Below are 24,360 nucleotides of genomic sequence, written 5' to 3' on the forward strand. Positions count from 1 at the left end.
CTCGCCAGGTAGGAATCGTGCAGGTAGGATTCCTACCATGCTGGTAGGTGAGAAGGGGCAGGTCACCATCCCCAAACAGGTCCGCGACGAGCTCGGCATCGGTCCGGGCTCCACCGTGAGCTTCGAGGTGCACGATGGCGGCGCGATGCTGCGCAAGGTCGGCTCAACCCGCGGCAGGACGGTCGTGGCCGCGATGCGCGGCCGGGGCGACGTCGCCATGAGCACGGACGAGATCATGGCGCTCACCCGCGATGCCTGAGACCACGCTCGTGGACGCCAACGTCCTGCTGGATGTGTTGACGGACGACGAGCGGTGGGCGGCCTGGTCGGGGTCGGCACTCAGCGACGCCGTCGATCGCGGACCGGTGGCCATCAATCAGGTGGTCTACGCGGAGGTGTCCGTGCGGTTCTCCCGCGTCGAGGAACTCGAGCAGGTCCTGCCCGCGGAGGTCTTCGCTCGGGAGAGCCTGCCGTGGGAGGCGGCGTTCCTGGCGGCCAAGGCGCACGCCGCTTACCGCCGACGAGGAGGCACCCGAACGGCGACGCTCCCCGACTTCTTCATCGGTGCCCACGCCGCCGTTCGAGGCTATGCGCTGCTCACTCGCGACGCCCGCCGGTATCGCACCGCCTTCCCCCGCCTGCGGTTGGTCGCGCCCTCCTAAGCCGGGGGGCAGGTCAGGCAGGGCCGCTTGGGGTCGAAGGTCCAGCCCGGCACGAGGAACTGCATCCCGACCGCGTCGTCGCGCGCGCCGGACCCGGCGACCTTCGACTGGTAGAGCTCGTGCGCGGCGTGCACCCGATCCATGTCGATCTCGATGCCGAGGCCGGGGGCGTCGGTCACCGCGATCTCGCCGCCGACGATCTGCGGCGGGGCGACGGTGAGCTGCTCCAGCCCCTCCTGCCAGATCCAGTGGGTGTCGAGGGCGTTGTACTCGCCCGGCGCCGCCGCGCCGCAGTGCGCGACCATCGCCAGCGAGATGTCGAAGTGGTTGTTGGAGTGGCAACCCCAGGTCTGGCCCATCTCGTGGCACAGCTGGGCGACGCGGACCGAGCCCTGCATGGTCCAGAAGTGCGGGTCGGCCAGCGGGATCGAGACCGACTGCAGCGCCAGGGAGTGCGTCATCTGCCGCCAGTCGGTGGCCACCATGTTCGTCGCGGTGGGCAGGCCGGTCGCGCGCCGGAACTCGGCGAGCACCTCGCGGCCGGAGAAGCCGCCCTCGGGGCCGCACGGGTCCTCGGCGTAGGCGAGCACGCCCACCTTGTCCCGGCACAGCTCGATCGCCTCGCGCAGCGACCAGGCCCCGTTGGGGTCCAGGGTGATTCGCGCGTCGGGGAAGCGGTTCTTCAGCGCGACGATGGCCTCCATCTCCTCCGCGCCGGCCAGCACGCCGCCCTTGAGCTTGAAGTCCTCGAAGCCGTACCGCTCATACGTCGCCTCCGCCAGCGCCACGATCGCCTCGGGGGTGAGCGCCTCCTCGTGACGCAGCCGGTACCAGTCGACGTCGGAGTCCGGCTCCCGCACGTACTCCAGGTCGGTCTTGTCCGGATCGCCGACGTAGAACAGGTAGCCGAGCGCCCGCACCGAGTCGCGCTGCTTGCCGTCCCCGAGCAAAGCGGCGACCGGCAGGTCGACGTACTTGCCGAACAGGTCCAGCAGCGCCGCCTCGATCGCGGTGACCGCGTGCACCGTAGTGCGCAGGTCGAAGGTCTGCAGGCCGCGGCCGCCGGAGTCGCGGTCGGCGAACGCCGCGCCCACGCGGCGCAGGATGTTGCGGTAGTCCGCGATGTTGGCCCCGACGACGATCGCCGCGGCGTCGCGGATGGTCTGCGTGATCTTCTCGCCGCCCGGCACCTCGCCGACGCCGACCGCGCCGGTGGAGTCGGTGAGGACCACGATGTTGCGGGTGAAGTAGGGACCGTGGGCGCCGGACAGGTTGAGCTCCATGCAGTCGCGCCCGGCGACCGGGTAGACCTCCAGCGTGGCGACGGTGGGTGCGCTCATCGGGACTCTCCTCCTGCGACGGTGGTGCCGGACAGCTTCTCGTAGTACCGCACCAGCGCGGAGTGGTCCGCGGCGGCCAGATCATCGACCGCGAGGGCGGTCATCATCTCCCGCACGGCGGCGGTGAGCGGGAGGGGTACGGCAACCTCGTGCGCCGTCTCGAGGGCGTTCTTGAGGTCCTTCATGTGCAGCTCGATGCGGAAGCCGGGCTTGACGTCGCCGGCCAGCATCATCGGGCCCTTGGCGTCGAGCACGGTCGACCCGGCCAGGCCGCCGCGGATCGCCTCGAACACCATGGCCGGGTCCACGCCGGCCTTGGCCGCCAGCGTGAAGGCCTCGGCGACGGCGGCGATGTTGAGCGCGACGACGACCTGGTTGGCGACCTTGGCGATGTTGCCGGCGCCGATCGGCCCGACGTATGTCACCGAGCTCGCCATCGGCTCCAGGACCGGCTTCATCGCGTCGTACAGCTCGCGCTCGCCGCCGACCATCACGGCCAGGGTGCCCTCGATGGCCTTCGGCTCGCCGCCGCTGACCGGCGCGTCGAGCATCCGCACCCCCTTGGCGGCGAGTGCTTGCTCGATCTCGCGGCTGGCCATCGGGTTGATGGAGCTCATGTCGATGAACACCAGGCCCTCGCGGGCGCCCTCCAGCAGGCCACCCTCGCCGAGGGCGACGTCCTTGACCTGCGGAGAGTCCGGCACCATGGCGATCACCACGTCCGCCTCGGCGGCGATGGCAGCGGCGGTGGCGCGGGTCTGCGCGCCGATCTCGGCGGCGGCGTCCGCGTTGCGGTCCAGGGTGAGCAGCTCGTGGCCGGCCTTGGCCAGGTTGGCTGCCATGGGCTTGCCCATGATGCCCAGGCCGATGAATCCGATCTTCACGGGATTTCCTTTCGTACGTCGGGTGGGGCGGGCGCGTGCGACCGCTCAGACGAAGGTGTTGAGCAGGAGGCAGCCGCCGAGGCCGAGGACGGCCAGCGTGGTGGTGTAGCTGGTGCGGGACTTGATGGCGTCCATCACCGAGAGGTTGAAGTACTCCTTGAACATCCAGAAGCCCGGGTCGTTGACGTGGCTGAAGGCGATCGAGCCACAGGCGGTGGCGAGCACCATGACCTCCGGGGAGACCCCGGACGACGCGACCATCGGGGCGGCGACGCCAGCGGCCGTGACGACCGCGACGGTCGCCGAGCCGAGCGCGATCCGCAGGATCACCGCGATGATCCAGGCGAGGATGATCGGCGAGACGTTCCAGCCGCTGGTGGTGTCCGCGATCTGCTTGGCGATCCCGGCGGCGGTGAGGATCTCCTTGAACGCGCCACCCGCGCCGATGACCAGCAGGATCATGGCCATCGACTTGGCCGCGCCGGCGCACGAGGCGGCCACGTCGGTCAACGAACGCCCGATCCGCGGCCCGAAGACATACATCGCCACGAGCAGCCCGAGCAGCAGCGCCACGGTGGGGCTGCCGATGAACGTCACCCAGTCCACGAACGGACCCTTAGGCAGCGCGAGCTCGATGATCGCCGCGCCCGCGATGAGGATGACCGGCACGAGCGCGACGGCCAGGGAGACCGAAGCCGGGCATCTCGTCCTCGTCGAAGAGCTTCTCGCTGACCAGGCCCTCCGGGATGGCCGGGTTCATGCGGCGGATGAACGGCAGGCGGGGCCAGACCATCGCGATGAACGCACCGATCGGGATGGCGATGATGAGCCCGTAGGCGAGCGTCAGGCCGACGGAGGCGTGGTAGGTGCCGGCCACCGCGGTCGGGCCGGGGTGCGGCGGCAGGAAGCTGTGCATCGTCGACATCGTGATCGACATCGGCAGGCCGACCCAGAGCAGGTTGGACTTCGTGGCGCGGACGAGCGTGAACGCGATCGGGACGACGATGACGAAGGCGACCTCGTAGAACATCGTGATGCCGACGAGGATCGCGGTGACGATCATGGCCCACTGGACGCCCTTGGGCCCGAACGCCTGCACGATGCGCATCGCGATCCGCTGGGCGGCGCCGCAGTCCCCCAGGACTCGGCCGATCATGGCGCCCAGGCCGATGACCAGGGCGGTGGACTTGAGCTGACCCCCGAGGCCGGTCTCGATGATGCCGGGGATCTTGGCGACGGGAATGCCCATGACGAGCCCGACCCCGAGGGAGACGAGCAGCAGGGCGATGAAGCCGTTCAGTTTCAGCTTCGTCATGAGGAAGAGCAACACGGCGACGGCGACGGCGACGACGACGAGTGACATGGCGGAATACCTGTTTCTCGGGTGGTTGGCGCTACGGGTGGGTGTCGATGCGGGCGGGCCGGTCGGGGCCGGCGGGGCGGCCGATGCCGGCGGAACGAAGGGTCAGAGCGACGTGATGTCGGCGACGACGCGGGCCAGGTCGGCGCGCAGCTCGTCGGAGATCTCGCGGGCGGGGGCGAGGCAGTAGCCCGCGTCCACACCGGCCGCGCGCAGGCCCTCCTTGAGGACGACCGGGAAGGTGGCCCGGTCGACGAGATAGCGGAACGGGGTGAGGCGGTGCTGCAGCTCAAGCGCGCGGGGCAGTTCGCCCGCGACGTACGCGTCGTAGATCCCCGCGACCAGCGCCGGGGCGACGTTCGCGGTGGAGGCGATCGCCCCGTGCGCGCCCATCGCCAGCCCGGCGTAGATGAGGGTGTCCTTGCCCACCAGCACTGAGAAGTCGTCCGGGGTCTCGCGGAGGTAGTCGGCCGTGACGGACAGGTTCCCCGAGGAGTCCTTGATGCCCACGATGTTGGGCAAATCGGCCAGCCGGACGGCCGCGGGCAGCGTGATCGGGACGAGGGTCTTGCCCGGGTTGTTGTAGAGCAGGACGGGCAGGTCGGTCTCGCCGGCGATGGTCGTGAAGTGGGTGATCAGCTCGGACTGGGTGGGCACGAGGAAGTACGGCGTGAGCACGCTGAGCGCGGCGACGCCGCCGACCTCCGCCACCATGCGCACGGTCTTGACGCAGTCGCGGGTGGTGATCTCCGAGGCGCCGCAGTAGACGGGGACTCGACCCGCCACGTGCTCGACGGTGATCTCGACCACGCGCCGCTTCTGGGCGTCGGTCAGTCCGAAGATCTCCCCGGAGCTGCCGAGGACGAAGACGCCGTGGACGCCGCCGGCGATCGTGTAGTCGAGCACGTCGCGCAGGCCCTGCTCCATGAGCTCGCCGTCCTCCGTCAGGGGGGTGACGAGTGCGGGGATGGCGCCGCGGGCCTGGAAGGGGGCGCTGGGGTCGGTCATGAGGGTCTCCGGGCGGTCATCGTTGACGCGGCCAGTCGGCTGACTGGCCGACCTGTTGTCCATGTGCGCACCAGTATGTCTACGTATGTGAACGCTGTCTAGAGCTGTGGCGTAGTTTCTTTAGGGAGGACGCAGTGTCAGGATGGAGCGCTAGGCTGGCGACGGGCGATCAGCGCCGGAAGGTGCCGCTGACCTCCCGCTCAGCGCCCCGGCCCACGAAGGAGACCCCATGTCCGAGACCGAGATCGGGGGCGTCCGCGACGTGAAGTCCGCGAGCCGGACGATCGCGCTGCTGGAGTACCTCGCGTTGCGGCAGGCCGCCCCGGCGCGGCTCAAGGAGGTCGCCGACGCGGTGGGGGCGCCGCGCAGCAGCACGTACGCCCTGCTCAAGACGCTCATCGGCTGCGGTTGGGTGCAATCGGACGAGGCCGGCAATCTCTACAGCCTCGGCATCCGGGCCCTGATCGCGGGCACGTCCTACATCGACGCCGACCCGCACGTGCGCCTCGTTCGTCCGGTGCTGGCGGACCTGTCCGCCACCCTCAACGAGACGATCCACCTGGGCCGCATCGACGGCGACCAGGTCGTCTACCTCGCGACGCAGGAGTCCCACCAGGAGGTGCGGGTGCTCAACCGCGTCGGCCGCCGGATGCCCGCGTGGGCCACCGGCCTGGGCAAGGCGATCCTCGCCGAGCGCGCCGACCTCGTCCTGCCGCCGCGGCTCGGCGCCGTGACCCCGCACACCATCACCAACCACGACGACCTCGCCGACGACCTCGCCGGGGCGCGGGGGCGGGGTTACGCGGTGGACCACGAGGAGAACACGATCGGCCTGCAGTGCTACGGCATGGCGCTGCACTACACCGAGCCGGTGCGGGACGCGATCTCCTGCTCGGTGCCCCTGTCGCGGCTCACCCCCGAGCTGGAGCGGACCGTGCTGGCGGCGATGAGCGCGGCGCGGCTGCGCATCGAGCAGAGCGCCCCGCTCATCGCCCCGCCGCTGGACCCGACAATGGACGTGATCCGCAATCAGCGCGAGGAGTGGAGATGACCCCGTACGTCGCCGTGCTCAACGGGCCCAACCTCAACCTGCTCGGGCAGCGCCAGCCGCTGATCTACGGCTCCGACACGCTTGCGGACGTCGAGGACCTCGTCCGGCGTACTGCCGCGGCCCACGGCCTGGACGTGCGCTGCGTGCAGAGCAACCATGAGGGCGTGCTCATCGACGCGGTGCACGAGATGCGTTCGGACGCAGCAGGTTTCGTCGTCAATGCCGGCGCGCTCACGCACACATCCATCGGGCTGCGGGACGCGCTCGCCACGATCGAGGGACCGCTGATCGAGGTGCACATCAGCAACGTGCACGCCCGGGAGGAGTTCCGCCAGCACTCCTATCTGTCCGCCATCGCCGCCGGCGTCATCGTCGGCTGCGGGATCCAGGGCTATGCGTTCGCCGTCGAGCGGATCGCCGCCCTCACGGGACCCGAGACGCTTCTGGCATGACCGCCTCGCGGCGCCCGTCGTACAGGCTGGTCGCCACCGTCACCGCGAGGATCGCGACGATCACCCCCAGCGACGCGAGCGTCGGGATGTGCGGCAGCCCGTCCCAGACCCCGCCCGCCCAGTGCAGGACCAGCTTGACCCCGATGAAGGCCAGGATCGCCGCAAGCCCGTAGCCCAGGTGCGCGAGGTGCTTCAGCGCCCCCTCCAGGACGAAGTACAGGGCTCGCAGGCCGAGCAGCGCGAACGCGTTGGTGACGAAGACCAGGTAGGGGTCGCCGGTGATGCCGTAGACCGCGGGGATCGAGTCGATCGCGAAGACCACGTCGGTGCCCAGGATGGCGATGATGACCAGGGCCATCGGGGTGAGGGCGCGACGCCCGCCGCGGGCGATGGACAGCCGCGGCCCGTGGTAGTCCTCGGTCACCGGATAGAACCGGCGCAGCAGCCGGACGCTGCGTAGCGCGGAGACGTCGACCTGGTGATCGGCCGGGCCCATCGCGTCCCGGAGCACCTTCACCGCCGTGACCAGCAGGATGGCCCCGAACAGCAGGAACGCCCAGGAGAAGTGCGCGATGAGCTGGGCGCCCAGCACGATGAAGATGGCCCGCAGGATCAGGGCGCCGGCCACGCCGATGAGCAGCACCCGCTGCTGCAGCGCCCGCGGCACCGCGAACGCCCCGAGCAGCAGCATGAAGATGAAGAGGTTGTCGACCGACAGCGACTTCTCCACCAGGTATCCGGCGTAGAACTCCAGGCCGGTCTCCGAGCCGTAGCTGCGCCAGATCCACGCGCCGAAGGCCAGCGGCAGGGCCACGTAGAACGCCGACCAGCCCACCGCCTCCCGCATCGAGACGTCGTGCGGCTTGCGCGTGATGACGAAGTCGAGAGCGAAGAGCGCCAGCACGCCGGCGATGGTGAGTAGCCACAGCATGGGGGTGGCGATGGTCATGGGGGTCTCCTCAGGTCAGGTGCCTGAGGTCTCCTTCGCGCGCGGTCCCGTCCGGCTAACGCCTCGGGCTGCGGCGCTCACCCGGAGCGCCGCTGGGGGCGCCGTAGTGACCGGATGAGGCTTGAGAAGTACTCCCCTCGGGTCAAAGGTTAGCCGCCCTAAGCATTTGGTGGCAAATTCGGGGGCGCGGGCTCGGCGGATCCCCTCATCGGTGATATCAGTTCGGTCCGGGCTCCCCCGGCAACAGCGTGTCGATCATCGTCCGGGCCAGCTCGGCGTGGCCGCGTTCGCGCAGGTGCCAGGGGTCGAGGTACCAGCCGGCGATCGCGGTCCGGTCCAGCGTCGCCCAGTGCGCGGCGTGGTCCACGAGCGGCAGCCGCTCGCGGGCGGCGAGCTCGCGGATGACGTCGCAATATGCCGGGAGCGCGTCGTGGCTGCCGTCGTCGCCGGCGCCGACGAGGTACGGCGTGTGCAGCACCACCCGAGACCCCAGCGCCTGGACCTGGTCGACCAGCTCGGCCATCCCGTCGGCGAAGCGTTCCAGCCCCGAGGCCCCCCAGCCCGCGTCGTTCATGCCGAGGAACACCGAGACGATCTGGGCGTCGTACGTCAGGAGCCGCTCGTCGAACTCCCAGAGCGTCTCCCCCACCGTGGCGCCGGCGACCCCGCTGTTGTCCACCGCGTCGCCGGCGCGCACCGGGCCGGCCTCGTGCGCGAGGTGGGCGGCGAAGAGCCCCGCGTAGCCCTGCCCCGGGTCGCGCAGCCCCCATCCGGAGGTGATCGAGTCCCCGGCGAGCAGCCACCGCACGCTGCCCTGGAGCAGGAACTGGCCAAGCTCTTCGGCGGGAGTCATGGCCGCACCGTACCGATCGCGCCGGGTCGAGGCCGCATCGGAGTAGGTTCGACACGGCCCGCAGACGCGGCCACCCCCCACAGCGAAGGACGCGCCATGCCGATCCGCGGCCCCCTGCCTGACGTCGAGATCCCGGACGCGAGCCTGTACGACGTCATCTTCGGCGGGCTCGACGCCGCTGACCTCGACCGGGTGGCGGTCCGCGATGCCGCGACCGGGGCCGGCCCGACGTACGGCATGCTGCGCGCCCAGGTCGACGCTGTCGCCGGCTGGCTTGCTGCGCACGGCGTGGGCCCCGGCGACTCGGTCGCGCTCGGCCTGCCGACGTCCGTCGACTATGTGACCGCCTTCCACGGGACCCTGCGGTCCGGCGCGGCGGCGTCGCCGATGAACGTGCAATACACGGTCGGCGAGATCGCCCACCAGCTGACGGCCGCGCGGGCCAAGTACGCGATCGCCCACCCCCTGACGCTGCCGGCGGTGGCCGGCGCCGCGGCCCAGCTCGGCTGGTCACCTGATCGCGTGATCGTCGTCGGCGGCGGCAGCGAGGCCGCCACGGTCGGGCACCCCGCCGAGGTCAGCGCCGCCCACGACGCGGCCGTGGCGGCCGGGCACACGTCGTACGGCGTGCTCCTGGACTGCCCCGACGCCCCGCCGCAGCTGCAGATCGACCCGGCCACCCACGTCGCCTGCATCCCGCTGTCCTCGGGCATCGGCGGCCTCATGAAGCCCGTCGCGCTGACGCACCGCAACCTCGTCGCCAACCTCGCGCAGCTCACGCCGATCCTGACCCAGAACCCGGTCGACCACGTCTTCCTGACGTTCCTGCCGTTCAGCCACGTCTACGCGCTCACCGTGACGATGAACTGCGCGCTGGCGAACCGGTTCGCGCTGGTGACGATGCCGCAGTTCGACCTGGAGGCCATGCTGCGGGCGATCGCGACCTACCGCGCCACGATGGTGACGATCGTGCCGCTGGTGGCGAAGCTGCTGGCCGGGGCGCCGGGGATCGAGAGCTTCGACACCTCCAGCCTGCAGTTCGTGATCTCCGGCGCGGCCCCGCTGACCGACGAGGTCGGCAACGCGGTGGCGCAGCGGCTGGGGTGCATGGTGGCGCAGGGCTACGGCATGACCGAGCTGTCGCCGTGCACCCACGTGACCCCGTTCAGCCGCCCCGACATCCCGCCGTCGGCCATCGGCATGCCGATCCCCAACGTGGAGATGCGCGTCGTCGACCCGATCACCCGGGTCGACATCGACGTGCCCGCGCAGGGGCGCAGCGGGCCCGGCGAGATGCTGGTCCGCGGGCCGAACGTGATGCGGGGCTATCTCGACGACCCCGAGGCGACGGCGCAGATCATCGACGCGGACGGCTGGCTGCGCACCGGCGACCTCGTCGAGATCACCGCCGACGGGGTCACCTGGACCGTGGGCCGGTGCAAGGAGCTCATCAAGGCCAAGGGCTTCCAGGTGCCGCCCGCCGAGCTGGAGGCGGTGCTACGCACCCACCCGGCCGTCGTCGACGCGGGCGTCTTCGGGGTGGACCTGCGGGACGGGTCGGGGGACGAAGCGCCGTACGCCGTGATCCAGCTCGCCCCCGGCGCCACGGCCACGCCGATCGAGATGATCAAGCACGTCACGGCGCGGGTGGCGAAGTACAAGTTCCTGCGCTCGGTGACCTTCGTCGAGGCCCTGCCCCGGCTCGCGGACGGCTCGCTGGACCGGGCCGCCCTGCGCGGCTGCGTCCCGGCGCTCAACAGGTAGCAGAACACCGCCGCCCCTGGACCCGCGCCGTCATCGTTTAGGCGCGGGTCCGGAGTCGGTGCGGAACGGATGGCGGGAGGGTCACCCCACGGGTCGTCGCGTCGTGCTCCAGCCGGCAGGCGGCAGGCGGCACGAGACGAACGCCACTGCCGGCGTCGGCGTCCGGGCGAGGGCGGGATTCTCGCCCTGGCCGCGCTGGCCCGGCGGCACTCACGCCCCGGCGGACGACGCTTCAAACTCGTGATGATCCTCGGGGTGCTCGGCGCCTGCCTGTTCTACGGCGACAGCGTCATCACCCCGGCCGTATCGGTGCTCTCCGCCGTCGAGGGCCTGTCGGTGCCCGCGCCGGGGCTGGCGCACTACGAGGTGCCCCTGGCCATGCTGGTCATCACGGTGCTCTTCCTCGGCCAGCGGTACGGCACCTCGCGGGTCGGCATCCTGTTCGGCCCGGTCATGGTCGTGTGGTTCACCACGCTCGCCGTACTCGGTGTCGTCAACGTCGGCCACGACCCGGCGATCCTCAAGGCGGTCTCCCCGACGTACGCCATCGCCTTCGTCGTCGCCGACCCCATCGTCGCGTTCATCGCCATGGGTGCCGTGGTCCTCTCGATCACCGGCGCCGAGGCCTTGTACGCCGACATGGGGCACTTCGGCGCCATGCCCATCCGGCGCGCCTGGTTCTTCCTAGTCATGCCGGCCCTGCTCGCCAACTACATGGGCCAGGGCGCCCTGATCCTCGACCACCCCGACGCCGCCAAGAACTCGTTCTTCCTGCTTGCTCCCGAGTGGTTCCGGCTGCCACTGGTCGCCCTCGCCACGCTGGCGACGGTCATCGCCTCGCAGTCGGTGATCTCGGGGGCGTTCTCGGTGTCGCGCCAGGCCGAGCGGCTGGGCTATCTCCCGCGGCTGACCGTGAAGCACACCTCGGAGCGCACCGAGGGCCAGATCTACGTGCCGGGGATCAACTGGATCCTGTACGTCGGGGTCATGGTGCTGCTGCTCGCCTTCCCCGCCTCGGAGAAGCTGGCTACGGCATACGGACTCGCGGTGACCGGCACGTTCATCCTCACCACCGTGCTCTTCCTCGTGTACGCCGACGCGGCCTGGGGCTGGAGCCGGACGAAGCTGCTGCTCGTGGCGCTCCCGCTGGCCTGGCTGGAGGGCACCTACTTCCTGGCGAACCTGGCCAAGCTGTTCCATGGCGGCTGGCTGCCGCTGGTCATCGCCGCGGCCGTCGGCACGATCATGTTCACCTGGCAGGCGGGCCGGATCATCGTCACCCGCAAGCGGCTCGCGCTGGAGGGCCCGATGCCGGAGTTCGTCGAGTGGGCCGAGCGACAGCACCTGACGAACGTCGAGGGTACGGCGGTCTTCCTGCACCCCACGACCGAGACCGCCCCCCTGGCGCTACGTGAGAACGCGCTGGTCAACCACATCCTGCACGAGCGGATCTTCATCGTCGCGACCGTCCCGGAGGACGTGCCGCACGTGCCGCTCGAGCACCAGGTGACCATGGACCACCACGAGGGCCACATCACCCACCTCACGGTCCACTTCGGCTTCTCCGACGACGAGGACATCCCGGCCGCGTTGGCCGCGGCGCAGCGGGGTGGGCTCGACATCGACGCCGAGAACGCCTTCTATTTCGTGTCCCGGATCAGCGTGCACCGCGGGGGCGACTCCCGGATGGCCGGGTGGCGCAAGGCGATCTTCCTGGGCCTCACCCACAACGCGGCGGACCCCACGGCGTACTTCCGGCTCCCGGAGGCCCGCACCGTGGTGCTCGGATCGCGGGTGCTCATCTAGCGCGGTGCTGTGACGGTTTGCTGCGTTGGGAATTGCGCAAACTGGACATAAAGCGGCGCGGGGCGGGTAGGAGGCCCACATCCCCCGCGCGAAAGGCGTTTCCCGATGAAGGCATTGACGTGGCAAGGCACCGACAAGGTCGCGGTTCTCGACGTACCCGACCCGGTGATCCAGGAGCCCACCGACGCGATCGTGCGCGTCACCTCGACCGCGATCTGCGGCTCTGACCTGCACCTTTATCACGTCCTTGGGCCGTACCTGGACAAGGGCGACATCCTGGGGCACGAGTTCATGGGCATCGTCGAGGAGGTCGGCGGCCAGACCGGGGACCTGGCTGTCGGCGACCGGGTCGTGGTGCCGTTCAACATCTCCTGCGGGCACTGCTGGATGTGCGACCGCGGTCTGCAGAGCCAGTGCGAGACGACCCAGGTCCGCGCGCAGGAGAAGGGCGCGGCGCTGTTCGGCTACACCCGGATGTACGGGTCGGTGCCGGGCGGCCAGGCCGAATACGTGCGGGTGCCGCAGGCGCAGTACGGGCCGGTCAAGCTGCCGCACGAGGGGGCGGACGAGCGTTACCTTTACCTGTCCGACATCCTCCCGACCGCCTGGCAGGGCGTGAAGTACGCCGACGTCCACGAGGGCGACACGGTCGCGGTGTTCGGGCTCGGGCCGGTCGGCCAGCTGGCCACCCGCTGCGCCCGGCACCTCGGTGCCGCCCGCGTCATCGGCGTCGACCTGGTCGACGACCGGCTGGCCACGGCGTCGGCGCACGGCGTCGAGACCGTCGACCTGCGCACGGTCGATGACGCCGCGATGGCGATCCGCGAGATGACGAACGGCCGCGGCGCCGACTGCGTCGTGGAGGCGGTCGGGATGGAGGCGCACGGCGGGCCGGTGAACAAGGCCGCCGAGGTCGCGATCACGGCCACCGGGTTCCTCCCGGGGCCGTTGGCCCGCAAGGCCGTTGAGACCGTCGGGATCGACCGGATGGCCGCGCTGCACGGGGCCCTCCTGGCCGCGCGCCGCGGCGGAACCGTGTCGGTGTCCGGCGTGTACGGCGGCGCGGTCGACCCGATGCCCATGATGGACATGTTCGACCGGCAGCTCACCGTCCGCATGGGCCAGGCCAATGTCCGCCGCTGGACCGACGAGCTGCTGGGGATCATCCGGGACGACGACGTCTTCGACCTGGAGAACCTCGCCACGCATCGGCTGCCGCTGGAGCAGGCCCCCCAGGCCTACGCCACCTTCCAGAAGAAGCAGGACGGCTGCCTCAAGGTCGTCCTCAAGCCCGGCGCCTGAGCGCCGCCGGCGCAGCGCCGCATGACCACCTGGGTCGGGACCTCCGGCTGGAGTTACGACCATTGGTCCGGGGTGCTCTACCCGCCGGGGCTGCCGCCGCGGGACCGACTGGCCCGGTACGTCGAGAGCTTCGACACCGTCGAACTCAACGCCAGCTACTACCGCTGGCCCGGCGTACCGTCCTTCGCGTCCTGGCGGCGGCGCCTCCCGGACGGGTTCCGCATGACGGTCAAGGCGCCCCGCGGACTCACCCACGCCCGGAAGCTCGCGGCCCCCGAGGCGTGGGTCGAGCGCATCCTGGCGGGGTGGGTCGCGCTCGACGACCGCCGCGGGATGCTGCTCGTGCAGCTGCCGCCGGGCCTGGCGCGCGACGACGACCGCCTCGACCACTTCCTGTCGCTGCTGCCGCCGTGGTGTCCGACCGCGGTGGAGTTCCGGCACGACTCCTGGCTGGCGGATCCGGTGTTCGAGCTGTTGGAGCGCCGCCGCTCGGCGTACGTCGTGATGTCCGGCGCCAAGCTGCCGTGCGTGCTGCGCGCGACCGCACCGACCGTGTACGTGCGCCTGCACGGTCCCGATCACGAGCACCTGTACGGCGGGAGCTACAGCGACACCGACCTCGGCTGGTGGGCCGACCGGATCCGGGAATGGTCCGGCCAGGGGCGGGACGTCTACGCCTATTTCAACAACGACGGCGGCGGCCACGCGGTCCGCAACGCCTGGACGCTGCGCGCCATGCTGGCCGGCTAGCGGCGACCGCCGGCTCGCGCCCGAGTTGCCCCGGTGAGTCCGTGTTTTCGGTGGTTAGCGAGGGTTTCGACCCGCCGCCGCGGGGTACCTGCGGGGGCAGCTGTTCCGCACCACGACTGATGACAAGCGACGAGATTCAGGAGAGCCGATGAGCGACGACGGCCAGATATCGGAAGTCCAGAAGACCCGCCCGGAGGGCGCCGCGCAGGATGACCCGCCGGGCGCGAACGACGGCATCCCGCCGGCCGACGCGGCGCAGCAAGAGGCGCAGGGCGGCCCGCGCGAGTACGGCGAGGGGGTCATGGGCGATGAGTGACAGCAACGCACCCACCGGCGAGGAGCTGGACCAGAAGCAGGCCGAGCTGACCCACGAGCTGGAGGACAACCCGGCGGCCGAGGAGATCGCGGCCGCCACCGAGGGCGAGGTCGCGGGCCCCCCCGGGCAGTAATCCGCTGGACCCAGCGCGGGTCGAGCAAGCGCGTGGGTCGAGCGGACGAGCGGGTGGATGGCGTCCGGCAGGGGCCGAGCAGGACGACGGAAGAAGGAGTGAGCGTGCGGGTCTTGGTGACCGGCGCGGGCGGGTACATCGGGTCGCGGCTGGTGGGCGCCCTGCTGGCAGAGGGCCATGAGGTGCGGGCCAGCTTCACGGACCCGGCCCGGGCGTCCCGGTTCTGGTGGCACGACCAGGTGGAGGTGATCCGCCTGGACGTGCGCCAGCCGGAACTGGTCGCTGCTGCGGTGAACGGCGTCGACGCCGTGTACTACCTGGTGCACAGCATGTCCGGGCCCGGCTTCATCCGGGCGGACCGCTCGGCCGCGCACCACATGGCGACGGCCTGCGCCGCCGCCGGGGTGCAGCGCATCGTCTACCTGTCCGGCCTCGTCCCCGACGTGCCCGCCGACCAGCTCTCGGACCACCTGTCGTCGCGGGCTGAGGTCGAGCAGATCCTGACCGCCTCCGGCGTGCCCACCCACACGGTGCGCTGCGCGATCATCCTCGGCAGCGGGTCGACGTCGTTCGAGATCCTGCGCCAGATCAGCCGCCGGCTCCTGGTGCACCCCATCCCCTCGTGGATGAACTCGCTGGTCCAACCGGTCGCCGTGGTCGACGTGCTGACGGTGCTGGTGGCCTGCCTGACCGCGCGGGCGCCGAGCCGCAGCTACGACGTCGGCGGCCCGGAGCAGCTGCGCTACGCCGAACTGCTGGCGCGGTTCTGCGCGGTCGCCGGGCTGCCGCGGGCCCAGGTGCCCCTGCTCGGGGTCGACGAATCGCTCGCCGGGACGATGGCCGGCCTGCTGACCGACGTCCCCACCGATCTGGTGCGCGAGCTGGTGCAGAGCCTGCATCACGACATGGTCTGCGGCGAGACCGACTTCCGGACCGACCTGCTGCCGCCCGGGACGACGCTGCTCGCCCTCGACGCGGCCATCCGGCGTGCGCTGGCCGAACCCCAGCTGGATCTTCCTGTCGCCCAACGCGATCCGATGGCCGCCCTGCCGGGCGACCCGCCCTGGTCGTCGGGTTCCTTGCCGGCGGGGCAACACCTGGACCGGCTGCGCGCCGACGCCCTCGGGGAGGCGCGGCGCGCGGCGCAGCGCGCCGGTGCGACCGTCGCCGACCTCGCCACGCCGACCGGCGCTGTCGCGGCGGCCGCCTGGGCGCCCACCCGCATGCTCGCCTGGACCGCCGCAACCGCCGCCCGCTGGCGGGGCGGCCGCGCCCTGCACCATCTCGGGATCGCCGGCACCGGCGTGCTGCGGCTGAACGGCGGTGCCACCTCCGTGCCGATCCTGGACGCCCCGGCGGACCTGCCCGTGCGCGTGCGCTGGTCCCGCGGGCTGGGCGTCTCCTGGGCAGGCCCCGATGTCGAGGGCGTCGCGGTGCGGCTGCCGCTGGGCGCCGATCACCCCGGCCGGCGGCCGTTCGCCGACCTGCTCTTCGCCGCCACCGGTTCGGGGGACCTCGGACGGTACGCCGTGCAGGCGCGCCCGGCCGGCTCCTTCGGCGAGCTGACGACGCTCATCCCGGTCCGCACCGCAGCCGGCCAGCTCATCCTGCGGCTGACGCCCACGACCCAGCCGACGGAGCCGCGCCAGCCGCCCGCGACGTACGACCTGTCCTGGTCGGGGCTGGCGGGGGACTGGACACCCCTCGGCGAACTGACCGTGACCTGGTCGGCCGGCGACACCGCGGAACGCTTCGATGCGGTCGCCCACCCCCTACCCGGGGCCTCCCCCCACCCCCTGGTCACGGCGCTGCGCCGGTCGGCGTACCGTTCCTCCCGCGACCGAACCCCGAGGATCTGACATGCGACTGAGCCACCAACAGCTGCTCGAGGCCCCCATGGAGCGGGTCTGGAACAATTTCAACGACCTGTACCGGGTGGGGCGGTGCTTCCCGGGCGCGAAGGTCACCACCGTGACCGGCGACGCGTTCGAGGGCGTCATCACGAGCACCCTGGGGCCCCTGGTCCTCACCTTCGACGGCGCCGGATCCGTCACGACCCGCGACGAGGAGCGGCACCGGATCGCCATCGACGCCGACGGGCATCAGCGGCGCGGGCCGGGCAAGGCGCACATCGTCGTCCAGGTGCAGCTCTTCCATCGCGGACCGCAGCACACCCTGGCGCAGATGGTCACCGAACTGCAGCTGCGGGCGCTGCCCTCCCAGCTCGGCGCGGGCTTGGCGCAGCGGGCATCCGATCCCCTCATCGAGCGGTTCCTGCGCGGCATGGGGTCGCCCACGCCGTGCCCCGACGACGACGGACCCGACGAGACCCTGGACATCGGCCGCGACATCGTGTCGGGCCTGGTCAAGTCGTACCGGCGCAGCGCCGAGAGCCTCCTGCGCCGCCGCTGACTGGCGCCCGTCTTCCTCAACTGGCGCCCCATTACCCCGACTGGCGCCCTGCTTCATGTAGGGCGCCAGTCGCAGTAAGAGGGCGGCAGTCGCCAAATTCGGCCCTCAATACGGCGCGAAGTGCGGCGAGGCGGGGCGGCTCAGAACTACGGGGTTCCCAACACCGGCGTCGCCTCAAGGACGACGACGGACCACTCCTGTACGGCGTACGCGTCGTGGATCACCTCGGAGTCCTCCGGCCGCCAGCAGTTGTGGCACCACTCAAATGCGCCGTACGTGTCGATCAGCCGGCGCCACTCGCGCTCCTCCTGCGCCGGCGGCACCACGAAGTCGACCGACTCTGGCGTCATGTTGATGAGCACGAACAGATCGCCGTGGTTGCCGGGAGCCCCCTCGGCGTGGATCCGGAAGCCCAGGGCCTGGTCCCCCTCGACCGGGCCGTTAGCCCCGTCGGCGCCCGTGAACTCGAACGGCGCCTTCCCCCGCGGCCGGCTGAGCGAACCCCACTCGTCGGGCCGCAGCAGCCGGTTGCGTTGCCGCAGGTGGGAGAGGTACGTCGCGAACATGAAGACCGGGTTCATGTCGGCCGAGCAGCCCGCCTCGCCGAACACGTCGTAGTAGATCCCGCAGTCGTCCGGGTGCTCGGGGTCGACCGGGATCCGCATCGGGGCGTTCGACGCGGCCTGGGCGTAGTTGGCCCACATGCCGATCGTGTTGAGCGCCCACGGGTTGTTGTTGCCGTTCTGGGTGCGCCCGTATTCGTCGCCCGCCACCAGCATCGGCACGCCCTTGGACAGGAACAGGACGGCGAGGAAGTTGCGCAGCCGCTGGCGGCGCAGGCCGTGGTCGCCGCCGGAGTCCCAGCTCTTGTTGTCGTCGGAGCCGCCGTCGCTCGGCCCGAACGGCGGGTCGATGTCGTTGTTCTTCTCGTTGTAGCTGACCAGGTCCATCATGGTGAACCCGTCGTGCGCGGTGATGAAGTTGATGGACCGCGCGGGGCTGCCTGCGCCCTCCTCGTGGAAGTGCGCGTAGTCGCCGTTGAGCATGTCCATAAACTCGTGCACGTCGCCGGTGCCCTTGCAGAAGTCGCGGACGGCGTCGCGGTAGCGGCCGTTCCACTCACCCCAGCCCTCGGGGAAGTTGCCGACCTCGTAGCCCCACAGGTCCCACGCCTCGGCGATGACCTCGACCTGGTGGTCCTCCGCCTGGTGGGCGATGGCGCTGAGCAGCTCGTGGTCGGGGAAGAAGCGCCGCTGCAGGTCCCAGTCGTCCCGCGGGGCGTCCGCGGGACGGCGGCCCAGCACCGGCGCCAGGTCGAACCGGAACCCGTCGACGCCCATCGTGGTGCCGTAGTAGGCCAGCGAGTCCAGGACCAGCCGCTGGGTGGCCTCCGAGGAGGCGTTGAGCTGGTTCGAGCAGCCGGTGGCGCCGTCGATGAGCATGTCGTTGCCGTCGAGCACGTAATAGTCGGTCGTGGCGAAACCGCCCAGGCTCACGAAGCCGGTCGCCTCCCGGTCGCCCTCCCAGTGCCCGCCCTCGGCGGTGTGGTTGTAGACGACGTCGAGGTAGACCTCGATCCCCGCGTCGTGGAACGCCTTGACCATGGCCTTGAACTCGGCGGTCGGGCCGCCCGGGGACTTGTCGTAGGCGTAGTCCCGGTTCGGGGCGAAATAGGACAGCGTCTGGTAGCCCCAGTGGTTCGCCGTCTGGTCGCGCTGCGCCTTCTCACTGGTATTGGTCTCGTGCACGGGAAGGAGCTCGATGGTGGTCAGGCCGAGCGCGCGCAGGTACGGCGCGAGCATGCCCGCGCCCTTGTAGGTGCCGCGCAGCTGCTCCGGAACGTCGACGACCTGCTCAAAGCCGGGACAATGCCCGAGCAGCTCGGAGAGCCGCGACGCGCTCGGGTGCATGGTGAGGTTCTTGACGTGCGCCTCGTAGATGGTCGCCTTCTCCGGCGGGGCCTTGGGCCGCTCGCCGACCAGGTCGCTGTTGACGATGACGATGCCCTTCGGCGCGTAGCGGCCCGTGTCCAGCTCGCGACGGGGCCGCCCGCGGTGCACCTGGCAACCGGTGCCGAACACCCCCTGGTCGCCGCCGCATTCCTCGATGACCTCGGCCAGGCCGTTGTGGGTGATCTCCCGGGCGTACGGGTCGAAGAGCACCTTGTTGGGGTTGAACCGGTCGCCCCCCGCGGCGATATCGGAGTCGAAGCCCTCGCCGGAGTCGCCGCGCGACCACGCTTCGACGTACGGCCAGTTCGGCCCCCAGCAGCGGTAGGCGTACAGCGTGCCGTGCGTCGCCCCGGCCACCTTCGCCCGCCACGCGCCGTCCACACCCCGCGCGCACTCGACCTCGAAGCTCGCGTTGACGCCGACCGGCTCGTCATAGAACTCCAGCACGACGCGCGTCGCGTTCGGCGCGTGGACGGCGAAGGTCGTCACGTCGCCTGACGGGATCGGGCCCAGCGGCCAGGTGGCCGCCGCCCAGGACGTCGGCTCGAGGGGTACGTACGGGGTCACGTGCTTTTCCTCCTACGGTGCGGCTTACGGTCGAAAACGTAACCCCGGTCAGGGCGCCCGGAAGCGAGCCGCCTTGTGCGATCCGTCGCAGAACGGCTTCTCGCGTGACTTTCCGCACCGGCACAAAGCGCTGGTACGGCGTGCGCCGGGCACCTCGCGACCGGTCGCGTCGACCACGGCGAAGTCGCCCCGGACCAGCAGCGGCCCGTCGGGGCAGACGACGATCACGGCGGCCCGATCCGGCCCCGGCTCCTGCGGCGAGTCGCCGATGCCCTCCTCGGCTGCCGTGTCCTCCCCGGATCTCGCGCGCTCCCCGGCGGTCATCGCAGCGGCTCCCGCAGCGCCGACGCCCCGGCCTCCCACGCGCCGACCACGTGCCGGGCGATGTCGCCGTCGAGCAGCGTCGCCGTGGCCGCGCCGAGGAGAGCGTCCTCGCGCAGCTGCGGGGTCTGCGCCACCAAGGGCAGCACCATCTCGTGGATCGCCAGTTGCTCGTGGACGGCGTCGACGCCGACGTGCTCGAGGAAGTACTCGACCGCCTCCTCGGGCAGGCCCACCCGGCGCAGCCCCTGGGCATAGCGTCGCATCGGCGCCGAGGAGGTCATCTCCAGCGCTGCCAGGTGCCCCAGCGCGGCGGCCCGCAGCCGCCGGTGCAGCCCGAACAGCACCGCGGCGTTGTCGTTCGCGAGCACGACCGCGGGCACCGCGTCGACGTACGCGCCGTTGCGCTCGTCCAGCCCCGCGCACCGCAGGGTGGTCCGGAACAGCTCCGAGTGCATGGCCCGCAGCGAGCCGTTGCCGTATTCGTCCGACTGGATCTCCACCGCGGCGTTCTTCGTGCGCCCGCTCACCCGCGGCAGCGCAAAGGTGTGCGGGTCCGCCTCCTTGAGCTGGTAGATGGACTTTACGACGAGGAACTCGCGCGCCTGCGCGAGCGTCGCGCGATCCCGCACGTACGTCGAGGTCGCCGGGCCCACGTCGGCATCGGTGAGGGCGACCAGCGCGCGGCGCAGCTCGGTGTCTGCGGCCAGGCCGAGGTCGGCGCCCAGCAGCGCCGTACGCCGTCGCAGGTCGGCCTCGAACGCCGCCTCGACGACGCGCGCCCCGACGAGCAGCCCCGGGTCCCACTCCCACGCGTCGCACACCCCGGTGAGGCCGTGCAGGTGCAACGCGTAGAGCAGGTAGAGGGTGAGCTGGACGTCGTCGTACGCCGCCGCCTGGTCCGGCGCCTGGCCTGGTGAGTGGCCCGGAGTCGCGTCTGGTGAGGCGTCCGGCGAAGCCGGCGCCTCCGGCCAAGCGCGCGCCACCGCCGCCAGCACCGCCGCGTGCCAATCCGCCAGGCCGCCTACCTCGCCCTCACGGGCGACCGGCACGGGCCCGGTGAGGATCTCCAAGAGCAGCGCGCTGGCCGGGCCGCGCGGCGTGGGCAGCGGCGTTTCGGCCATCACGGCAGCCCCGGCGTCGGTGCCGGCGCCGCCAGCGCCGCGGGTGCGGCCGGTCCGGAGAGCCTGGTCAGGTACGCCGCGAAGCCGTCCTCGACCCGCGACCTGAGCCGGCCCGAGGTCGCGACGCGGGTGCGATCCGTCGCGACGCAGCAGTGCCCGGCGCGGCGCAGGCGCGCGACGAGGTCCACGTCCTCGTGGACGCGCAGCCCCCCGAAGCCGCCCACGTCGAGATAGGCGGAGGCGCGGACGCCCAGGTTGGCGCCGTGCACGTGCGCGTGCCCCTCGGTGAGCTGGTGCCGGCGGTGCCAGGCCGCGGCGAGCGCCTCGGTCACGCCCATCGGCTCCACGGTGCCGACGACGCAGTCGGCGCCGTCGTCGGCCAGCTCGGCCTGCCGGGCGAGCCACCCCAAGGGAACGGTGGAGTCGGCGTCGGTGCAGGCCAGCCACGCGGCCTCCGGGCGCACGCCGGCGACGGCCCAGGCCCGCACCGCCTCGGTGGCGCCGGCCGCGCGCGCGGCGCCGACGGCCCCGTGCGCCACGACCAGCGTGTCGGCCCCCAGGCGCTGGGCCACGTCGGCGGTGCCGTCGGTGCACCGGTCGAGCACGACCAGGATTCGCACGTGCAGCCCCGCGGTCGTGGCGGGCCGCGCGGCGGCGCCGAGCGCGGCGAGGCAGTGCGGCAGCAGCCGTTCCTCGTTGCGCGCCGGCACGACGACCGTGACGTGCGTCAGCCGGGTCAGACCGGGTGACGCGGCCGGTTGCGGGCCGGGTGGCTGGCCCGGACGCGGGCCGGACAGGCCCGAAGACGAGGGCATGGGTCGGTTCATCGGCGCTCTCCGGGGGTGAGGGGCGCGCCGCCCCAGACGTCGGCGCGGATGCTGTCGTCCCGATAGCTCAGCCGATGGGGCAGGTCGGCCAGGGCGGTCCTCGCCTGGGCGTGCGCCAGGTCTCCGTCGAGCGGCAGGTCCGCGGAGCCACGACGCCAATCGATCAGGGCGATCTCCCCGCCGGGCCGCAGCGCCCGCCGGGCGGCGCGCAGGAGCGCCAGGAACTCGGTCCCGGTGAGGAAGTAGGCGACCTCGGAGATCACCACGAGATCCGCGCTCCCCACCGGCAGGCCAGCCAGGGCCGCGAGGTCATACGGAACCTCCGCCTGCAGCCAGGTGACCCCGGGCAGGTCCCGGCGCCGGGCGACGGCCAGCGCGGATGCCGACCCGTCGACGGCCGTCACGTGGTCGGCACAGCCCGCCAGCAGTGTGGTGAGGGCCCCCGTGGCGCAGCCGATCTCGAGCACCTCGGCGTACCGTTCCCGGGTTCGCAGGGCGACCGTCAGCGCGTGCTTGCGCCGCTCGTACCAGCTCGCCGCGTCCCACGGATCGTCCGTGTCCGCGAGCATCGCGTCGAAGTCCGAACGGCGCCGGTCTCGCCGGTCGGCCTCCGCCCCGGCAGAGTCGGGCCGCTGGCCGTCGTCCCCGGCGATCAGCGTCTCGGTGACGCGCGCGAACCGCGCGAGCACGTGCGGCGGCAGCAGGGCCTCGTCCCCCGGCAACGGCGAGAGCGGAGCGACCTGGCTGCGGTGCGCCGCGATGGCGGCGGCCTTCGCGTGCAGAGCGGCGGCGGACGGCGGTACGGCGAGCGCGCGCGCCCACGGGAACTCGTCGGGGTGGGCCCAGTGCCACAGCCAGATGGGGTAGTACCAGAGCCGAGACCCGCGGGCCCGAGCGAGTTCCGCCGCGACGGCGCCCAGCGTGTCGTGGTCGGGGTGCCCGTCGGCGGCGTACGGCGCGAGCAGCACCTCGCGGGCGCGCCCGGACGCGTCGGCGGGGCCGAGCGCCTCGGCGACCCGCTCCCGGAGCAGCCCCGGGTCGTCCGCCAGGGTGCCGTCGGCCAGCCCGAGGGTCGCGATGCTGGCGCCCGGCGCGAGGAGGTCCACGGCGTGCCGGAACTCGCGCTCCCGCAGCTCGCCCAGCCGGTGCGGCGACCACAGCGCGGAGTCGGGGTGCGAGGCCGAACCGTCGGTCGCCAGAACGACCGTCAGGGAGCCTGCGGCGGCGGCGAGCTCCGGGGCGAGGTCCGCGACGAGGGCGCCGACGCCGAGCGTCTCGTCGTCCGGGTGCGCCGCGAGGACCACCAGGCGCTCCGCCCCCAGCGCCGCAGGCGCCACGACGGGCACGTCCTCCCAGCGGGGATCGGCGAGCCAGACCGCCTCGGGGGTCCCCGGCTCCAGCGGTGTGAACGGGCGAGGCGACACCGGGGCGCTCACCGATCCCCGGCCGGGGCCATGCCCAGGACCAGGTCGCCGAGCCGGGCCAGGTCGCGCTCGGCGTGGTGCTGCCGGACGTAGACCGTCAGGTCCGCGACCCGGCGGGCGTGCTCCTCATCGAAGGTCAGCGGCGCCGGTCCCAGGGCGTGCCCGACCCGGGTGAGGACGTCCTCGGCGACGGCGGCACAGACCGACCGGACGCGCACGGCGAGGATGCTCCCGTCCTGGCCGGTGGCGCGGCCCGCATCGATCGCGGCGGCGGCGTCCTGGAGCACGCACCCGGCGGCGTACAGCGCGGCGTCGGTGGCCCCCAGGTGGGCGAGGGCCACCTGGTCCGGGGTGCGCGCCCCGGTCGCCGTACGCAGTCGGTCGGCGAGCGCGCACGCGGCGCCGTACCAGACCGCCGCGACCCCGATGCCGCCCCAGGCGAACCCGGGTCGGGTGAGATACCAGTCATCCTCGCCCACCGGCACCGCCGGGACGTCCTCGAACGCCACCGGGCCGCTGACCACCTCGGCCAGCCCGCGGGAGACCCACGGGACCGCGTCCGCGCGGACGCCCGGATGGCGCAGGTTCACCGCGAAGGCCCGCCGGGTGTCCGGCCCCGTGTGCGCCGTCACGACGGCGTGGGAGAGCCGATCGGCGAGCGAGCACCACGGCTTGGTGCCGGACAGCGTCCACCCCGAGGAGTCCGCCGCGGCGGTCAGCCGCACGCCCGGCCCTTCCGCCGCGAACACCCCCCAACTGCGGTTCCCCGGGCGAGTGGTGGCGGTCGCGCGCCGCTGGACCGGGTCGAGACCCAGCGGTCCCCGCGGATCGAGGCCTGCCTGCTCCAGGATGGCCATCGCGTCCAGGTGCGGTTCGACGACCCGGGCCACCGTGAGGTCCCCGGCCCCCAGCCCGGCCAGCACGGCCAGGTAGTCGCCGGTGCCGCCGGCACCGGGCATCGGCACGTCGGCGGTGAGTTCGGGCAGCACCTCCAGGGCCGCGTCCGGGTCCGCGGCGACCGCGCGGGCGGCCTCGCGGGCACCCGCGAAGCGACCGTGGTCCAGCACGTGCCCAGCCATAGACCCTCCAGCGTTCGGCGAACG

Annotated in this window: 23 protein-coding genes and 1 pseudogene; 12 read left to right on the top strand and 12 right to left on the bottom strand. The window is 72.0% G+C overall.

Annotation, left to right across the window (positions count from 1 at the left end):
* The first annotated feature begins 37 nt into the window (after positions 1 to 37).
* Positions 38 to 259, top strand: a complete 222-nt coding sequence (locus IPK37_06085) for an AbrB/MazE/SpoVT family DNA-binding domain-containing protein (GenBank protein QQS01947.1) — start codon at positions 38 to 40, stop codon at positions 257 to 259.
* Entirely contained in the window at positions 252 to 662 is a 411-nt protein-coding gene (locus tag IPK37_06090) for a type II toxin-antitoxin system VapC family toxin (GenBank protein QQS01948.1), read from the top strand. Before IPK37_06085 ends, IPK37_06090 begins: the two co-directional genes overlap by 8 nt.
* Here the strand turns inward: IPK37_06090 and gudD are convergent.
* From gudD to IPK37_06110, 4 genes and pseudogenes are all read right to left on the bottom strand, one after another.
* The gene (gene gudD, locus IPK37_06095; GenBank protein ID QQS01949.1) at positions 659 to 2,002 is read right to left on the bottom strand and encodes a glucarate dehydratase; all 1,344 of its coding nucleotides are present in this window, start codon (positions 2,000 to 2,002) and stop codon (positions 659 to 661) included. The genes IPK37_06090 and gudD overlap by 4 nt on opposite strands.
* The gene (gene garR, locus IPK37_06100) at positions 1,999 to 2,886 is read right to left on the bottom strand and encodes a 2-hydroxy-3-oxopropionate reductase (GenBank protein QQS01950.1); all 888 of its coding nucleotides are present in this window, start codon (positions 2,884 to 2,886) and stop codon (positions 1,999 to 2,001) included. The genes gudD and garR overlap by 4 nt, the downstream gene beginning before the upstream one ends.
* A 45-nt stretch (positions 2,887 to 2,931) precedes the next feature.
* Positions 2,932 to 4,249 (bottom strand): annotated as a pseudogene (locus tag IPK37_06105) (gluconate permease).
* Positions 4,250 to 4,351: 102 nt separating this feature from the next.
* Positions 4,352 to 5,254: a dihydrodipicolinate synthase family protein gene (locus IPK37_06110; GenBank protein QQS01951.1), complete on the bottom strand. Its 903-nt coding sequence runs from the start codon at positions 5,252 to 5,254 to the stop codon at positions 4,352 to 4,354.
* 229 nt (positions 5,255 to 5,483) lie between these two features.
* On the opposite strand from IPK37_06110, the gene IPK37_06115 reads away from it, so the two are divergent.
* Together IPK37_06115 and aroQ are read left to right on the top strand one after the other, a co-directional pair.
* On the top strand, positions 5,484 to 6,305 hold the full coding sequence (locus IPK37_06115) for an IclR family transcriptional regulator (protein QQS01952.1): 822 nt from the start codon (positions 5,484 to 5,486) through the stop codon (positions 6,303 to 6,305).
* The gene (gene aroQ / locus IPK37_06120) at positions 6,302 to 6,757 is read left to right on the top strand and encodes a type II 3-dehydroquinate dehydratase (GenBank protein ID QQS01953.1); all 456 of its coding nucleotides are present in this window, start codon (positions 6,302 to 6,304) and stop codon (positions 6,755 to 6,757) included. The genes IPK37_06115 and aroQ overlap by 4 nt, the downstream gene beginning before the upstream one ends.
* Here the strand turns inward: aroQ and IPK37_06125 are convergent.
* Together IPK37_06125 and IPK37_06130 are read right to left on the bottom strand one after the other, a co-directional pair.
* Entirely contained in the window at positions 6,729 to 7,688 is a 960-nt protein-coding gene (locus IPK37_06125) for a TerC family protein (GenBank protein ID QQS02708.1), read from the bottom strand. The two genes, aroQ and IPK37_06125, sit on opposite strands and share 29 nt — an antisense overlap.
* A gap of 235 nt (positions 7,689 to 7,923) precedes the next feature.
* The gene (locus tag IPK37_06130; protein ID QQS01954.1) at positions 7,924 to 8,559 is read right to left on the bottom strand and encodes an SGNH/GDSL hydrolase family protein; all 636 of its coding nucleotides are present in this window, start codon (positions 8,557 to 8,559) and stop codon (positions 7,924 to 7,926) included.
* A gap of 96 nt (positions 8,560 to 8,655) precedes the next feature.
* Here IPK37_06130 and IPK37_06135 point away from each other — a divergent pair, with 96 nt between their 5' ends.
* The 8 genes from IPK37_06135 (at position 8,656) to IPK37_06170 (ending at position 17,042) form a co-directional block, all read left to right on the top strand.
* Positions 8,656 to 10,323 carry an AMP-binding protein gene (locus IPK37_06135; protein QQS01955.1) on the top strand — a complete coding sequence of 556 codons (1,668 nt, stop codon included), beginning with the start codon at positions 8,656 to 8,658 and terminating at the stop codon, positions 10,321 to 10,323.
* Positions 10,324 to 10,392: 69 nt separating this feature from the next.
* Positions 10,393 to 12,129, top strand: coding sequence for a KUP/HAK/KT family potassium transporter (locus IPK37_06140; GenBank protein ID QQS01956.1), 1,737 nt, complete (start codon positions 10,393 to 10,395; stop codon positions 12,127 to 12,129).
* A 105-nt stretch (positions 12,130 to 12,234) separates the two neighbouring features.
* Positions 12,235 to 13,431 (top strand): glutathione-dependent formaldehyde dehydrogenase, encoded by a 1,197-nt coding sequence (locus IPK37_06145; GenBank protein ID QQS01957.1) that lies wholly within the window; start codon positions 12,235 to 12,237, stop codon positions 13,429 to 13,431.
* 21 nt (positions 13,432 to 13,452) lie between these two features.
* On the top strand, positions 13,453 to 14,181 hold the full coding sequence (locus IPK37_06150; GenBank protein ID QQS01958.1) for a DUF72 domain-containing protein: 729 nt from the start codon (positions 13,453 to 13,455) through the stop codon (positions 14,179 to 14,181).
* A gap of 148 nt (positions 14,182 to 14,329) precedes the next feature.
* Positions 14,330 to 14,497 (top strand): hypothetical protein, encoded by a 168-nt coding sequence (locus IPK37_06155; GenBank protein ID QQS01959.1) that lies wholly within the window; start codon positions 14,330 to 14,332, stop codon positions 14,495 to 14,497.
* Positions 14,490 to 14,630, top strand: coding sequence for a hypothetical protein (locus IPK37_06160; GenBank protein ID QQS01960.1), 141 nt, complete (start codon positions 14,490 to 14,492; stop codon positions 14,628 to 14,630). Before IPK37_06155 ends, IPK37_06160 begins: the two co-directional genes overlap by 8 nt.
* A 104-nt stretch (positions 14,631 to 14,734) precedes the next feature.
* On the top strand, positions 14,735 to 16,489 hold the full coding sequence (locus IPK37_06165; GenBank protein QQS01961.1) for an NAD(P)H-binding protein: 1,755 nt from the start codon (positions 14,735 to 14,737) through the stop codon (positions 16,487 to 16,489).
* A gap of 1 nt (position 16,490) precedes the next feature.
* Positions 16,491 to 17,042 (top strand): hypothetical protein, encoded by a 552-nt coding sequence (locus IPK37_06170; GenBank protein QQS01962.1) that lies wholly within the window; start codon positions 16,491 to 16,493, stop codon positions 17,040 to 17,042.
* A gap of 146 nt (positions 17,043 to 17,188) precedes the next feature.
* Here the strand turns inward: IPK37_06170 and IPK37_06175 are convergent, their stop codons facing one another.
* From IPK37_06175 to IPK37_06200, 6 genes are read right to left on the bottom strand one after another with little or no spacing between them, the layout of a single operon-like run.
* Positions 17,189 to 19,561, bottom strand: coding sequence for a glycogen-debranching protein (locus IPK37_06175; GenBank protein QQS01963.1), 2,373 nt, complete (start codon positions 19,559 to 19,561; stop codon positions 17,189 to 17,191).
* A gap of 48 nt (positions 19,562 to 19,609) precedes the next feature.
* Entirely contained in the window at positions 19,610 to 19,885 is a 276-nt protein-coding gene (locus IPK37_06180) for a CDGSH iron-sulfur domain-containing protein (GenBank protein ID QQS01964.1), read from the bottom strand.
* Positions 19,882 to 21,006 carry an iron-containing redox enzyme family protein gene (locus IPK37_06185; GenBank protein QQS01965.1) on the bottom strand — a complete coding sequence of 375 codons (1,125 nt, stop codon included), beginning with the start codon at positions 21,004 to 21,006 and terminating at the stop codon, positions 19,882 to 19,884. Before IPK37_06185 ends, IPK37_06180 begins: the two co-directional genes overlap by 4 nt.
* Positions 21,006 to 21,821, bottom strand: coding sequence for a glycosyltransferase (locus tag IPK37_06190; GenBank protein QQS01966.1), 816 nt, complete (start codon positions 21,819 to 21,821; stop codon positions 21,006 to 21,008). The genes IPK37_06185 and IPK37_06190 overlap by 1 nt, the downstream gene beginning before the upstream one ends.
* An 8-nt stretch (positions 21,822 to 21,829) precedes the next feature.
* The gene (locus tag IPK37_06195; protein ID QQS01967.1) at positions 21,830 to 23,269 is read right to left on the bottom strand and encodes a bifunctional PIG-L family deacetylase/class I SAM-dependent methyltransferase; all 1,440 of its coding nucleotides are present in this window, start codon (positions 23,267 to 23,269) and stop codon (positions 21,830 to 21,832) included.
* Positions 23,266 to 24,336, bottom strand: a complete 1,071-nt coding sequence (locus tag IPK37_06200; GenBank protein QQS01968.1) for an acyl-CoA dehydrogenase — start codon at positions 24,334 to 24,336, stop codon at positions 23,266 to 23,268. The genes IPK37_06195 and IPK37_06200 overlap by 4 nt, the downstream gene beginning before the upstream one ends.
* Between the last annotated feature and the right edge of the window lie 24 nt (positions 24,337 to 24,360).

The sequence above is a fragment of the Austwickia sp. genome, assembly GCA_016699675.1.
Classification (GTDB): Bacteria; Actinomycetota; Actinomycetes; order Actinomycetales; family Dermatophilaceae; genus Austwickia.

Coding starts and splice junctions, on each gene's coding strand:
- IPK37_06115 (QQS01952.1), top strand. CDS start 5,484: ATGTCCGAGACCGAGATCGGGGGCGTCCGCGACGTGAAGTCCGCGAGC.
- IPK37_06170 (QQS01962.1), top strand. CDS start 16,491: ATGCGACTGAGCCACCAACAGCTGCTCGAGGCCCCCATGGAGCGGGTC.
- IPK37_06085 (QQS01947.1), top strand. CDS start 38: ATGCTGGTAGGTGAGAAGGGGCAGGTCACCATCCCCAAACAGGTCCGC.
- aroQ (QQS01953.1), top strand. CDS start 6,302: ATGACCCCGTACGTCGCCGTGCTCAACGGGCCCAACCTCAACCTGCTC.
- IPK37_06140 (QQS01956.1), top strand. CDS start 10,393: ATGGCGGGAGGGTCACCCCACGGGTCGTCGCGTCGTGCTCCAGCCGGC.
- IPK37_06135 (QQS01955.1), top strand. CDS start 8,656: ATGCCGATCCGCGGCCCCCTGCCTGACGTCGAGATCCCGGACGCGAGC.
- gudD (QQS01949.1), bottom strand. CDS start 2,002: ATGAGCGCACCCACCGTCGCCACGCTGGAGGTCTACCCGGTCGCCGGG.
- IPK37_06150 (QQS01958.1), top strand. CDS start 13,453: ATGACCACCTGGGTCGGGACCTCCGGCTGGAGTTACGACCATTGGTCC.
- IPK37_06185 (QQS01965.1), bottom strand. CDS start 21,006: ATGGCCGAAACGCCGCTGCCCACGCCGCGCGGCCCGGCCAGCGCGCTG.
- IPK37_06145 (QQS01957.1), top strand. CDS start 12,235: ATGAAGGCATTGACGTGGCAAGGCACCGACAAGGTCGCGGTTCTCGAC.
- IPK37_06130 (QQS01954.1), bottom strand. CDS start 8,559: ATGACTCCCGCCGAAGAGCTTGGCCAGTTCCTGCTCCAGGGCAGCGTG.
- IPK37_06125 (QQS02708.1), bottom strand. CDS start 7,688: ATGCTGTGGCTACTCACCATCGCCGGCGTGCTGGCGCTCTTCGCTCTC.
- IPK37_06190 (QQS01966.1), bottom strand. CDS start 21,821: ATGCCCTCGTCTTCGGGCCTGTCCGGCCCGCGTCCGGGCCAGCCACCC.
- IPK37_06180 (QQS01964.1), bottom strand. CDS start 19,885: ATGACCGCCGGGGAGCGCGCGAGATCCGGGGAGGACACGGCAGCCGAG.
- IPK37_06160 (QQS01960.1), top strand. CDS start 14,490: ATGAGTGACAGCAACGCACCCACCGGCGAGGAGCTGGACCAGAAGCAG.
- IPK37_06090 (QQS01948.1), top strand. CDS start 252: ATGCCTGAGACCACGCTCGTGGACGCCAACGTCCTGCTGGATGTGTTG.
- IPK37_06155 (QQS01959.1), top strand. CDS start 14,330: ATGAGCGACGACGGCCAGATATCGGAAGTCCAGAAGACCCGCCCGGAG.
- IPK37_06110 (QQS01951.1), bottom strand. CDS start 5,254: ATGACCGACCCCAGCGCCCCCTTCCAGGCCCGCGGCGCCATCCCCGCA.
- IPK37_06200 (QQS01968.1), bottom strand. CDS start 24,336: ATGGCTGGGCACGTGCTGGACCACGGTCGCTTCGCGGGTGCCCGCGAG.